Raw genomic sequence first — 12585 nt, 5'->3', positions numbered from 1 at the left:
CGATGCCCTAATGCAGCGCCTGGGGCAAACCGCTTCGCCCCAGGCAGCCATATCAGAAGGCTTTTTTGGCGTAACCGGTGACGGCTTTCAGGCCCATTTCGCGGCCCAGCGCCGTCATCGGATGCACCACGATCAGGCCACGCACGCTTTTCTTCAGCGCGCCCATATCCGCCTGCTCTTTTTTAGTGATCTCACGGCTGAATGGCAGCTGGCTCAGCTTCTGGGCTTCAACACTCAGTTTCTCGACGCGCACATGCTTCAGGCGTTCAATTTCTGCCGCCAGCTTCTCTTTTTCTTTGGTGTGCTGGGCGATCAGGTCAAGGTTGCCCTGTTGGATCACCGTAGTCTCTTTATGGTTCAGTGCGTCCAGCAGGTCGCTAAGGCGCTTAATCTCTGCCTTTTCTATCTCTTTCATGGTCTTTAGCCTGTTTGTGCCGCTATCGGCACGCTATGCGCGGAAAATTCGTCTTAGCATTGTAGCAAAATGTGCGCGTGGTTACTCGCCTTGCGCAATCCCCGCTGGCAACCCGCTCATTTCACAGGCTTTGGCCCCCACACGCGCCAGCGCCTGGGTGTAACGCGCATCAAACGGGTAACAGCAAGAGAGCCGCAGCCCGTTGCGATAACGCCCGCTGGGGGAATACAGCGTGCCCGGCGTCAGGCAAATCTGCTCCTCAAGCAACTGATGGAACAGCGCCACCGCATCGACCGCCAACGGGAACTCCACCCAGAACACAAACCCCCCGGCAGGCTGCGTCGCCCGCGTGCCGCGCGGGAAATGGCGGGCGATCAATGCTCTGGCTTCTTCCACCTGTGTGGCATAGCGTTTGCGCAAATTACGCAAATGATGATCGTAACCGCCCGCTTCCAGAAACGTCGCCAAGGTTTCCGACAACAATTGTGACTCCGACATGGAAGAAACTGCCTTCAGCTTATGCAACGCTTCGCTAAAACGCCCACCGGCAACCCAACCAATGCGGAAATCCGGCGCCAGCGTTTTGGTAAAGCTGGAGCAGAACAGCACCCAACCATCGCGATCGAACGCTTTCACCGCCGGGCTGAGCGCACTGCCGAATTGCAGTTCGGCATACAAACCATCTTCGATCAATGGCACCTGATGATCGTTCATCAGCCGCGCCAGGCGTTTTTTCGCCGCCAGCGGCATGGTGCACCCGAGCGGGTTTTGCACCGTCGGCATAGCGATCACCGCATTGAGCCGCTTTTCCTGCAGCAACAGTTCCAGCGCATCCAAAGAGAGGCCATTCTGGGAATCCGTCGGGATCTCCAGCGCGTTCAACCCTAAGCTGGCGAGCAGCGGCAGCAGGTAGAAATAGGTTGGCGATTCCAGCCCAACGCAGTCGCCCGGCTTGGTGGTGGCGCGCAGCGCCAGTTGCAGCGCTTCCATACAGCCATGCGTCAGGGTGATATCCCCCGGTTCCAGCAACATGCCCAGCGTCATTGAACGGCGGGCGATCTGCTGGCGCAACCGCAGGTTGCCCGGGGGCAACGCGTATTGCCCGATCAGGTTCGGCTGGCGGCGCAGTTGTGAAGCGAGCATACGCCCCAGCTTGCTGCCGGGATAAAAATCGCTGGTCTGTGGGCAGGCCAACGACAGATTGGTGAAGGCCGGATTTTGCTGGGCAGCAAACACCGTATCGATCAGTGCCAACACGTCGTCCGCCGGTTTTTCTATGCGGTTACTGGGGGCCGACGCGGTTTTCAGCGCCGGGAGCGTGGCACGCACGTAGAAACCGGACTGGGGCCGCGCTTCAATCAGCCCACGGTCTTCAAGCTGGCGATAAGCCGCTACCACAGTGTTGATGCTGACGTTATGGGTTTGCGCACAGCGCCGTACCGAAGGCAGGCGACTGCCGGGCAGTAAAGTGCCACGGTGAATCGCCGCCGCCAGCGTATCAGCCAATTGCCGGTAACGAATTTCAGGGATCGCATCGAGCAGGGTCACAGTTTGGCTCCAGTTAATGGATACAGTTTAAAAATAATTCAACTGTAACCATGACAATACTTTATTTCTGCTTCTGTCACCATCCAGCCTCGGGCCTTATGCTGATAACCAACTCGAATTATGACGGATATATATTCTTTAGGAGCTTTTCTATGCTGGACTCAGCCTTTATCAGTTACGTTACCGTGATGTCGATTACCCCTGGCCCCAACAACCTGCTGCTGGCGTCGTCCGGCGTCAACTTCGGTATCCGCCGTACCTTGCCGATGTTGCTGGGCATTGTGGCGGGCTGTGCCGTGCAGCTCGCATTCACCACTCTGTTGCTGGCTGCGGCCCTCAGTTGGGTGGGCACAATCCGCTTCCCGTTGGCCGTAGTCGGCTGTACCTATCTGTTATGGCTGTCGTGGAAACTTTTCCAAGCCGCCTCGCCGGATGCCAAGCAGCAGGCCCAGCCGATGCGCTTTATCAACGGCGCGCTGTTTCAGGCGATTAACCCAAAAGTCTGGCTGATGGCGATTAACGTGGCGATCCTGTTTGCGCCGCGTGAAGGAGCCACGCTTAGCCAAACGCTGCTCATCATTGCCAGCTTCTGCGCGGTGAATATTCCCTGCATTCTGATTTGGACGCTGATGGGCGATCGGTTGCGCCACGCGCTGCGCGTCACCTGGAAGCTGAGATTGTTTAACGCAGTGATGGCGGGTTTGATGGCCGCCACGGCATTGTGGCTGTTATTTGATGAATGGCGTACTGCATTCGCTTAAGGCTTTTGCGCACCCAGCGGCGAAAGGCGAGAGGGTTGTTTGGCACCAATACCCGCCAGCAGTTCGGTCACCGACAGCACCATAGTGGAACGCACCATCTGCTGATAACGCTGGTGCTGCATGGCAATCAGCGACTCATCCGCTTCGCCAGGTTGCAGAAAGGTTGGTACCGGTGGCAACGCGCTGACACAGTGCAGTTCACTGAAAGGGCCAAGGATTTCATCATCGATAAAACGGTATTCCGAGCCGTCGTAATTCAGTTCTTCGCGCATCGCCATCAGCAATTCGGCATCTTCATATTCATGGCGTGAGATTACCCCCAGGCCATACATCAGCTTGAGGCGGACTGACAGTTCGCCCAGCGGCCCTTCGCCGGACAATAGCGGTTCAACGGCATATTTCACCGCGTAGTCGTCTTTGCGGAAAACTTGAACCACCAGGACGTTAAGCGCTTCTGCCAGCAGATCGACCGCTGCGATCAGAAAACTGCGCACCGTCTTACCTGCGTTCAGTTTTTCCAGAACGTTGTTCTCAAATGCCTGTGTCTCGATCATCGTCGCTTTTCGAATGGCTTGGGGACTGCGCAGCGTACAGGGTATCAATAAACAGGTCGAGCAGCGCCCGACCTCAGGATGATAAATAGATGGCCTAACGTTGCTGCATGGCACTGTAGACAGCGACCGCTTCTGCCACCACTTTGCTGTCCGCCGGTAAACCGGAAATTTGTGCCAGCGCAGCCTGTGGCCCCAGCGTTGTCAGCAATTCCACCAGCTCTTTGGCCTGAGGATCCTGCTCACTGCGGTAGCTCATGGCGGCGGCAATACCCTGGATCAGATTAGCGTGCGGCAAACCGTATTCCAACGTACCCAGCAGTGGTTTGATCAGGCGATCGCCCGCGCTCAGTTTACGCAACGGCTGGCGGCCAACGCGCTCTACATCATCATGCAGATACGGGTTTTCAAAGCGCGACAGGATTTTGTTGATGTAGGCCGCGTGCTTGTCAGCCTCAAAGCCGTAACGTTTGATCAGCACTGCGCCACTCTCTTCCATCGCACCTTTTACGGTCTGGCGAATGGCCGGATCGAGGATCGCATCGCGAATAGTCAGCAGATTGGCCTGCTGGCCCAGATAGGCGGTGATCGCATGGCCGGTGTTCAGGGTGAACAGCTTGCGCTCAACGAACGCCATCAGGTTATCGGTCAGTTCCATACCGGCAATCGCCGGAGGCTCGCCCTTAAACTGGGTTTGATCGACAATCCATTCGCTGAAGGTTTCCACCGTCACTTCCAGCGGATCGTTGCTGCCTGCTTCTGCTGGCGGCACGATGCGGTCCACGGCAGAGTCGACAAAGCCGATATGCTGCTCAACCCAGGCTTGCTCATCCTGCGGTAGCGCATCGAACACGTGCTGCTTCAGTTGGCTAGTGCCACGCACCATGTTCTCACAGGCAATAATGTTCAGCGGCCGGGTATTGCCCTGCTGATGGCGTTTAATCAGCCCTTTGGCGATAGTCCCGGCGATTCTGGCCAGGATCTGCGGGCCAACGGCGGTAGTGACGATATCTGCGGTGGCAATTAACGCCACCACGTCTTCGCTGCCGCTGTTGACGGCGCTGACGTTGTTCACGTTCTCAACCCGCGCCTGCTCACCCACCACATGCACCTGATAACTTTTACGCTTGTTCAGCTCATCCAGCACCGTCTGGTTAACGTCAGCAAAAGTCAGTTCGGCATGTGCATCAGCAAGCAACTTGCCAATAAAACCACGGCCAATATTCCCGGCTCCGAAGTGTAATGCTTTCATATTCCTACCTTTATTAATGTAGAAGGGTGCAGCAAGCTGCACCCTTTAAAATGATTCTGTTATCAGGCTTGCTTGCCGCCAAGCAGATCCAGCACTTCCTGCACGCTGGTGGTATTCGCCAACCGCTCAATCACGCTGTCGTCATCCAACGCATTGGTCAGGCTGGTGATCACCTGGATATGTTCGTTGTTGCGTGCCGCGATACCAATGACCAGGCGCGCTACTTCATCCTCTTCGTCACCGAAACGCACGCCGTGCGGATACTGGCAGAATACCACCCCGGTGCGCAGCACACGGTCTTTGGCTTCGATGGTACCATGCGGCACGGCAATCGACTCACCCAGATAGGTGGAAGTCAGCTTTTCACGCTCCAGCATGGCTTGAACATACTCAGGTTCAACGTAGCCACCCTTCACCAGTTGCTCACCTGCAAAACGGATCGCCTGCTCTTTGTCGGTGGCATGCAGATTGAGGAACACGTTGCTTGCGCTCAGTTTGAACAGATTCTGCTCGCTGGCTTCAAAGCTGTCATCCAGCGTAGCGATCACTTTCTGCTCGGTTTCGCTTGCTTGGCTGGCCGCCACCAGACGCGCGGTCAAATCGTTATACAACTGGCTATCAAGGAAATTGGTCAGCGAAATATGCTGGGCCTGCGGCGCATGGCGCATCGCACGCTCGGTCAGATCGCGGTGAGTAATCACCAGATCCACATCTTCCGGCAGGCTGTTGATCGCACAGTTGGTCACAGAGATACTTTTCAGCCCGGCGTCTGCCACTTTCTTACGCAGCACACCGGCACCCATGGCACTGGAACCCATACCGGCGTCGCAGGCTACGATGATTTTACGCACGGTGCTCAGATCGCCATCCACGGCGGCATTCGCCGCTTTGCCACCTTTGGACTGGGCTTTCATGTCCTGCATACGACGGGTTGCTTCTTCCAGGTCATCTTCTTCTTTCACTTTCGAGGTTTTCAGCAGGAAGCCAGCAACCAGGAAAGAAACCAGGAAGGCTGCGAAGACGGCTGACAGGTTAGCGAAGTAGGCACCTTTTGGCGTCATGGCCAGCACGGCCAGAATAGACCCCGGAGACGCTGGGGAAACCAGGCCACCATTCAGCATGGTCAGCGTGAATACACCGGTCATCCCACCCAGAATAACCGCCAGAATCAGACGTGGGTTCATCAGCACATACGGGAAGTAAATCTCATGGATACCGCCCAGGAAGTGGATGATCGCCGCACCGCCCGCAGACTGCTTGGCACTGCCACGGCCAAAGAACAGGTAAGCCATCAGCACGCCCATACCTGGGCCTGGGTTGGCTTCGATCAGGAAGAAGATCGATTTACCGGCTTCGGTCGCCTGCTGGATACCCAGCGGTGAGAAGATACCGTGGTTGATGGCGTTGTTCAGGAACAGGATTTTCGCCGGTTCAACGAAAATCGAGGTCAATGGCAGCAGGTTGTTCACCACCATGATATGCACGCCAGCCGACAGGATCTTGGACAGCGCTTCAACCAACGGGCCAATGCCGAGGAAAGCGAGGATCGCCAGCAACATACCGATGATACCGGCGGAGAAGTTGTTCACCAGCATCTCGAAGCCGCTTTTGATCTTGCCGTCTACCCAGCGATCAAAATGTTTGATCGCCCAGCCGCCCAATGGGCCAGCAATCATGGCACCGAGGAACATCGGCATATCTGCCCCGACGATCACGCCCATGGTGGTGATTGCACCGACCACACCACCGCGATCGCCACCCACCAGTTTACCGCCGGTATAACCGATCAGCAGCGGCAGCAGGTAGGTGATCATTGGGCCAACCAACTTGGCTAGCGTTTCGTTAGGCAACCAACCGGTAGGAATGAATAATGCGGTGATGATACCCCAGGCGATGAATGCGCCAATGTTGGGCATCACCATATTACTCAGGAAGCGGCCAAAGTTTTGCACTTTAACCTTGATATCTGGTGAAAACATAAAACACACCCCTATTGTTACGCGCTGACAATAAGAGCGCGTGATAATTGTTGTAACGTTACAGCCGCGTTAAAGCTGTATGCTAAACGGACTCTACCACGCTCTTTTTACTGAGCGAATCTCCCAACCATTTTGTGATTCATATCACACAAAACACCCCTATAAGCAGGCTTTTTTCGTGACAAACATCACATTTAGTCGGTGTAAAAAAAGCACAACAAGGCAATAATCGTACAAAATACGCATTAAATGTGATTTTTATCACATTAATATCTTAGTGGTTTGTTTTTAAATTGTGACATAAATCACAATTTATTTTACATGCGCCAGCCAGATCCAAGCAGAAAGCGCATCTTCCCTGTGAGCACGCACTCCAGCAGCCGAGTGAATGAAAGAAAACTACATTAGAAGAAGTGATGATTTGGCGGTATTCCGCCTAGTTGAAGTGTAGTACAGAAGTGTTAGGAGGTTGTGTGGCCCGGTATGAGAAAAACGCAACAACAGAGCTGGGGCCAATCGGCTTGGCCCCAGCCGCATCGTTCCATGCGCAACAGCGTTTTCGTCTTACTGCATAGCCGCCTGCACCGTTTTTTGTGCGTTCAGCCAATCAGGCTGTTTCACCACCAGATTCGTCATCATGGTGTTGTACTGTGTCGCCTGCTGTTGGGTGCGGAACTGCACGCCACCATTGTTGAAACTGACCTGATTGCCCTGCGCTTGGAGGAAGTCCCCCACCTGCACCAGATCCTGTACGAAGTTGGCCGTGGTTGGGATGGCAGGCATCAAGGCATTCGCCGGGGCGGTGACAATTTTGTCATACGCCTGATTGTAAACCGCTTTCAAGTCGTCCGACTGTTTCAAGGCTGCACGGGCAGTATCCGCCTGCGACTTCGCCGACTGGATTTGCTGCCCCAGCAGGTTCAGCGCCCCTGTTGACTGCCTCAGGGCATCGCGTTTGATCATGTAATCCTGCGCAGTATGGATCTGGTTAATCTGATCCAGCACCGGTGTCAGGCTGGCGTCAACCGACTTTGATAACTGCTGAGAAAAACCGACCAAAATGGCGTAATCGCCAGCATAATTGCCGAATTTCTGCTTCTGATCTTCGCTCAGCGTCGGGATATGCACGCCGCTGCGCATCACCGTATTCTGTAAGTAATCAATGAATGCCTTGCGTTGTGCCGGCTCTTTATCACCGCAGGCGGTCAGTTGCATAACCACCAGCAATGCCAAAACCGGTGCCAACCAACGCGCGAAACCTCTACTCTGGATCCCTACCGCCATGTGACATAACTCCTGTTTAAACGTATCTTTTACCTGGCTCCATACCCTCTACTGCTTTCCATGCACCTCTCCCCATCATATGTAACGACAAATTCTTGGGGGCTATAAGAATAGATCAACTGGATGCGATGCGATACGCGATTCGGCTTTCTGATGATATTCGAGCGCTAAATGTTTCAGATGTGTAAGGCCTTCACTGGTTTCTCTTATAAATGTTGAGAAACTGAACCACCACGCTCAGCGAATACAATAGTCGCCATTGCGCCATTGACTAGCGACAGTTGGGGCGGGATATGGCCTATATCAACGTCATACAGCACAGGCACGGTAAGATCGGCTAATGATGAACTTATAGCATCTAGATAGTTTTGTTGTCCGGGATCATCGACTTCTGGCGCAGCATTTCTACCTATCAGAACGCCTGCTAGATTGTCGAACCAACCATGCATATGTAAGCTACATAAAGCCCGCGTGAGCTCGCAGGGACCCATTTCCGCATTTTCAAAGTACAGAATGACGCCATCGTTTTTATTTTGCTCGCAGAATCGCGGAAGATTACCAAATTTGGTACCGGCTAGCCTTGAAATGGTATCTAAACAGCCACCAATCAGGCGCCCTTGGAAACTGATTGCTGACGTACCGCCGTCAAGGCGTTTCCACTCTGTCGGTTGTGTCAGGTTAAATCCGGCATCCGTCGCTGTCCCCCACCGATTCTCTTCCCTTTGAAAAGCCTCTGAAGAATACTGTTTAATCACCACTCCTCGATCACTCTCCAAAATATCCCATATGGTTTGTGTCGTTGCGTCTAACTCTTTGGCCCCAAGATCCATAAGATTAGGGCCATGCAAAGTCGCCCAGCCAGAAATAACCGTTAACGGAAAATGTAATGTACTCAGATCTGAAAAGCCTACAAACCATTTTGGGTCAGTCTGCGCTAACCGTTCAAAATCTATCAACTCAAGTAATTCCATCGCCAAATCGCCTCCCCAGGGCGGCATAACTGCCTTTATCTCAGGAGCGGTAAAAAAAGCCATTAACTCTTTCGCGCGCGACTCTTTACATGAACTTTTATTTTTATGTTGGGAACGTAAGCAATCACCTTCGCTTACCCTAAACCCTCTGCTCTTGAGGTTTTTTATGGCGAACTCCAAGCGAGGATGTAAAGGTAAAGGCACTCCAGATGAGGGAGCCGTGACAGCAATTAAGTCGCCTGGAGCCAATTTAGGAGGGAAACGCATATGCTAAATCCTTACAGTAAGGCACGCCATTTCCTATAGAACACTGAAGATGAAGCGTACATATTCATTACTTTCTAGAAACAGGGTCAGATCTTTCCGACCCTGATTCGAATTAGAAAACCAGCGCCTGCCCATCTTTGCGGCTTTCGGTGGCCGCAATGTAGAACCCTTGCGGATCGCGGACAATCGCCTGCGCGCCGCCGAAACTGTAGGTTTGCAACGGATCTTCCAGCACCACGTTATGGCCCATGGCACGCAGCGCCGCCAGCGTATTGCGATCCATCGAAGGTTCGACGATCACCTCACGCCCAGCAACAATCCGCCAGCGCGGCGCGTCGATCGCCGCCTGTGGGTTCTGCTTGTGCAGCATAATACGCAGCGCCATCTGCAAGTGTCCCTGAGCCTGCATCGGCCCGCCCATTACGCCAAATGACATCAGCGGCTGCCCGTGACCGTCCAGAGCGAACGCCGGAATGATGGTATGGAACGGGCGTTTATTACCGGCCACCAGATTCGGATGCTGCTTATCCAGAGAAAAACCCGCACCACGGTTTTGCAGGCTGATGCCAGTGCCTGGCACCACGACGCCGGAACCAAAGCCCATATAGTTGGACTGAATAAACGACACCATCATGCCATTTGCGTCAGCGGTAGAGAGATACACCGTGCCGCTCTGCGTCGGCGCACCAAAGGTGAAATCACCGGCTTGTTGCGGATCGATCAGCGCCGCGCGCGTTTTCAGATAGCTGTCACTCAGCAAACGCTCTGCCGGGAACTCCATGTGTTCTGCATCAGCCACATAGCGATCCAGATCTGTCAACGCCAGCTTCATGGCCTCGATCGACAAATGCAGCCACGCCACGGAATCCGGCTGATAGCGACCAATATCCCACTGTTCAAGGATGCCGAGCGCAATCAGCGTGGCGATCCCCTGGCCGTTAGGCGGCAATTCATGCACCGAGCCCCCGGCAAACGGGCGCGAGATCAGCTCAACCCAATCGGCCCGATGATTCCTCAGATCGTCCATGCTCAGCGCCGCGTTATGCTCACGAGCAAAAGCCACCATCCTTTCTGCCAGTTCGCCACGGTAAAACGCCTCACCCTGAGTCGCGGCAATCTTTTCCAGTGAATTGGCCTGATCCGGGTTACGGAACAGCTCACCAGCACGCGGCGGCTGGCCGTTAGGCGCAAAGCAGGCGCTGAAGCCGGGTTGATCGCGCAGTTTGCTATAGCCCCGCTGCCACAGCACGCCGATCAACGGAGAAACCGGGAAACCGTTGCGCGCGTAATCAATCGCCGGCTGCGCCAGCGTGCTGAGCGGCAGAGTGGCAAAACGTTCTGCCAATGCCACCCAGGCAGAAACCACGCCCGGCACCGTCACCGCATCCCAACCCAACTCTGGCATGGTTTGCCGCCCGGCAAACCTTTCTGGCGACCAGGCCCCCGGCGCGCGGCCAGACGCATTTAAGCCGTGCAACTGCTTGCCATCCCAGACGATGGCAAACGCATCGCTGCCGATACCGCAGCCGGTGGGCTCCACCACGGTTAAGGCAATGGCGGTAGCGATCGCCGCATCGACCGCATTGCCGCCCTGCTGCAGCATACACAACCCGGCCTGTGCCGCCAGCGGCTGCGAAGTGGCAACCGCATTCGCCCCCATCATCGGCACGCGCCAGGATGGATAGCCTAGGTTAAAATCCAATTCTCCACTCATCACTCTTCCTTTTTGTCAGTCATTACGCGGATCGAGCGCGTCTCGCAACCCGTCACCCAGCAAATTGAAGCCCTGCACGGTGAGAAAAATGGCAATCCCCGGGAAAATCGACATCCAAGGTGCCTGTTCCAGATAACCTTTTGCCGTATTCAGCATCGCTCCCCACGAAGGGTTGGGCGGCTGCTGACCCAGCCCGAGAAACGACAGGCTGGCTTCGGTAATAATCGCCGCAGCGATCGCCAACGTGGCCTGCACCAGAATCGGTGACATCACGTTGGGCAACACATAACGCAGCACAATCCAGCGATCCGGCAAACCGATAGCCTTTGCACCATCGATATACTCTTCATGGCGGATCGCCAGCACCTGACCACGCGTCAAGCGGGCAAAAATCGGCATCGCCGACAGGCCAATGGCGATCATCGCATTACCCAGGCTCGGGCCGAGAAATGCCCCCAGCGCAATCGCCAGGATCAGGAACGGGCAAGCCAGCAGCGCTTCGATAACGCGTGAAATCACGCCGTCCCACCCCCCCTGCCAGTAACCGGCGATCAGACCGAGCGGCACGCCAATCACAATGGCGATCAGCACCGAAATGCAGCCTGCCAGCAATGAAGTCCGCGCCCCCCAAATCAGGCGCGAGAAAATATCCCGCCCCAGTTCATCAGTGCCGAGCCAATAAAGCTCCGATGGTGGTTTACGCACCGCCAGGAAGTTGGCTTTCACCGGATCGAACGGTGCCAACCAAGGGGCCAGCAGCGCCACCGCCACAAACAGCAGCACAATCGCCGCACCAATCATCGCGCTTTTATTGGCGAGAAACTTCTTCAGCACCCGATTTTGCGGCGCACGCAGCGGTGCGGTGACTGCCGCACCAGAAACCAAAACCTCACTCATGGTCAGCCTCGCATTTTCGGGTTAATCAGCACGTAGAGCACATCCGCCAACAGGTTCAGCAGCAGGAAACCGATCGCCACCACCAGTACCACGCCCTGCACCACCGCGTAGTCGCGGTTGAACACCGAATCGACAATCATCTTGCCAAAGCCGGGCAGCGTGAAGACCTGTTCGGTCAGCACCGCGCCCCCCAGCAGTTCGCCAAACAGCAGCGTGGTCAGGGTGACAATCGGCACCAGCGCGTTACGAAAGGCGTGTTTGAGGATCACCCGTTTTGGCAGCAACCCTTTGGCCTGCGCGGTGCGGATATAATCGGCTTTCAAAACGGTAATCATCGCAGCGCGGGTATGGCGCATCAGTGTGGCCGCCAAGCCCGTACCCAGCACCAGCGCAGGCAACAGCAGCGTTTTGAGATTCTGCGGCATGCTCTCACTGAACGGCACATAGCCAGAGGCGGGCAACCACTGTAAATGCACCGAGAACAACAGAATCAGCAAGATACCCAACCAGAAGTGCGGCACCGAAATCCCCGAAAGCGCCACAAAGTTGGTGGTGTGATCGACCCAACTGTCTTTGCGCACCGCCGCAATAATCCCCATGCCAATCCCCACCAGCAGCGCCACCATCATCGCCAGCAACGACAGTTCCAGCGTTACCGGCAGCTTGCTGATAATCAGTTGCGTGACCGGTTCTTTGGTGCGCAGCGAAACGCCTAAATCACCGCGCAACGCATTGCTTACCCAGTAAAAATACTGCGCCGGGATCGGATCGTTGAGGTGATATTCCTCGCGCAACTGCGCGATCACCTCCGGATCGCGCTCTTCGCCCGCCATCGCCAGCACCGGATCACCGGGCAACAGCTTTTGCAACGAGAACACCATTATGCTCACCAGCAACAGTGTGGGGATGGCCAGCAGCAGGCGTTTGCAGATCAATTCAACCATCA

At 55.2% G+C, this 12585-nt stretch carries 11 protein-coding genes; 1 reads left to right on the top strand and 10 read right to left on the bottom strand.

Features of this window, described 5'->3' with window-relative positions; genetic code table 11:
• Nucleotides 1–52: 52 nt before the first annotated feature.
• Nucleotides 53–415 (bottom strand): YibL family ribosome-associated protein, encoded by a 363-nt coding sequence (locus IV04_RS09495; protein ID WP_037401175.1) that lies wholly within the window; start codon nucleotides 413–415, stop codon nucleotides 53–55.
• Nucleotides 416–496: 81 nt separating this feature from the next.
• Nucleotides 497–1963, bottom strand: a complete 1467-nt coding sequence (locus IV04_RS09490) for a PLP-dependent aminotransferase family protein (RefSeq protein ID WP_037440783.1) — start codon at nucleotides 1961–1963, stop codon at nucleotides 497–499.
• Nucleotides 1964–2115: 152 nt separating this feature from the next.
• Between IV04_RS09490 and IV04_RS09485 the strand changes: the two genes are divergently transcribed.
• Nucleotides 2116–2724 (top strand): LysE family translocator, encoded by a 609-nt coding sequence (locus IV04_RS09485; RefSeq protein WP_037401181.1) that lies wholly within the window; start codon nucleotides 2116–2118, stop codon nucleotides 2722–2724.
• On the opposite strand, the gene IV04_RS09480 is transcribed toward IV04_RS09485, so the two are convergent.
• The 8 genes from IV04_RS09480 to IV04_RS09445 form a co-directional block, all read right to left on the bottom strand.
• On the bottom strand, nucleotides 2721–3278 hold the full coding sequence (locus IV04_RS09480; RefSeq protein ID WP_037401184.1) for an MltR family transcriptional regulator: 558 nt from the start codon (nucleotides 3276–3278) through the stop codon (nucleotides 2721–2723). The two genes, IV04_RS09485 and IV04_RS09480, sit on opposite strands and share 4 nt — an antisense overlap.
• 94 nt (nucleotides 3279–3372) lie before the next feature.
• On the bottom strand, nucleotides 3373–4527 hold the full coding sequence (locus IV04_RS09475) for a mannitol-1-phosphate 5-dehydrogenase (RefSeq protein WP_037401185.1): 1155 nt from the start codon (nucleotides 4525–4527) through the stop codon (nucleotides 3373–3375).
• Between the two features lie 62 nt (nucleotides 4528–4589).
• Nucleotides 4590–6506 carry a PTS mannitol transporter subunit IICBA gene (locus tag IV04_RS09470; protein WP_037401187.1) on the bottom strand — a complete coding sequence of 639 codons (1917 nt, stop codon included), beginning with the start codon at nucleotides 6504–6506 and terminating at the stop codon, nucleotides 4590–4592.
• A gap of 564 nt (nucleotides 6507–7070) precedes the next feature.
• Nucleotides 7071–7790: a DUF3053 domain-containing protein gene (locus IV04_RS09465; RefSeq protein WP_037401190.1), complete on the bottom strand. Its 720-nt coding sequence runs from the start codon at nucleotides 7788–7790 to the stop codon at nucleotides 7071–7073.
• A gap of 206 nt (nucleotides 7791–7996) precedes the next feature.
• Nucleotides 7997–9028: a S66 peptidase family protein gene (locus IV04_RS09460; RefSeq protein ID WP_037401192.1), complete on the bottom strand. Its 1032-nt coding sequence runs from the start codon at nucleotides 9026–9028 to the stop codon at nucleotides 7997–7999.
• Between the two features lie 112 nt (nucleotides 9029–9140).
• A complete protein-coding gene (locus tag IV04_RS09455; RefSeq protein WP_037401195.1) occupies nucleotides 9141–10742 on the bottom strand; it encodes a gamma-glutamyltransferase family protein in 1602 nt (533 codons plus the stop codon).
• Nucleotides 10743–10757: 15 nt separating this feature from the next.
• Entirely contained in the window at nucleotides 10758–11639 is an 882-nt protein-coding gene (locus IV04_RS09450; protein ID WP_037401197.1) for an ABC transporter permease, read from the bottom strand.
• 2 nt (nucleotides 11640–11641) lie between these two features.
• Complete coding sequence (locus IV04_RS09445) at nucleotides 11642–12583, bottom strand: ABC transporter permease (protein ID WP_037401199.1); 942 nt, start codon at nucleotides 12581–12583, stop codon at nucleotides 11642–11644.
• Nucleotides 12584–12585: the final 2 nt, after the last annotated feature.

The organism is Serratia sp. Ag1 (assembly GCF_000743355.1).
Taxonomy (GTDB): domain Bacteria; phylum Pseudomonadota; class Gammaproteobacteria; order Enterobacterales; family Enterobacteriaceae; genus Chania.
The sequence above is the reverse complement of the archived record's forward strand: the minus strand, read 5'-3'. Positions and strand labels throughout refer to the sequence as shown.

Excerpts from the sequence above, each read along its gene's own strand:
- IV04_RS09470 (WP_037401187.1), bottom strand. The coding sequence starts at position 6,506 with ATGTTTTCACCAGATATCAAGGTTAAAGTGCAAAACTTTGGCCGCTTC.
- IV04_RS09475 (WP_037401185.1), bottom strand. The coding sequence starts at position 4,527 with ATGAAAGCATTACACTTCGGAGCCGGGAATATTGGCCGTGGTTTTATT.
- IV04_RS09485 (WP_037401181.1), top strand. The coding sequence starts at position 2,116 with ATGCTGGACTCAGCCTTTATCAGTTACGTTACCGTGATGTCGATTACC.
- IV04_RS09450 (WP_037401197.1), bottom strand. The coding sequence starts at position 11,639 with ATGAGTGAGGTTTTGGTTTCTGGTGCGGCAGTCACCGCACCGCTGCGT.
- IV04_RS09465 (WP_037401190.1), bottom strand. The coding sequence starts at position 7,790 with ATGGCGGTAGGGATCCAGAGTAGAGGTTTCGCGCGTTGGTTGGCACCG.
- IV04_RS09480 (WP_037401184.1), bottom strand. The coding sequence starts at position 3,278 with ATGATCGAGACACAGGCATTTGAGAACAACGTTCTGGAAAAACTGAAC.
- IV04_RS09460 (WP_037401192.1), bottom strand. The coding sequence starts at position 9,028 with ATGCGTTTCCCTCCTAAATTGGCTCCAGGCGACTTAATTGCTGTCACG.
- IV04_RS09495 (WP_037401175.1), bottom strand. The coding sequence starts at position 415 with ATGAAAGAGATAGAAAAGGCAGAGATTAAGCGCCTTAGCGACCTGCTG.
- IV04_RS09455 (WP_037401195.1), bottom strand. The coding sequence starts at position 10,742 with ATGAGTGGAGAATTGGATTTTAACCTAGGCTATCCATCCTGGCGCGTG.
- IV04_RS09445 (WP_037401199.1), bottom strand. The coding sequence starts at position 12,583 with ATGGTTGAATTGATCTGCAAACGCCTGCTGCTGGCCATCCCCACACTG.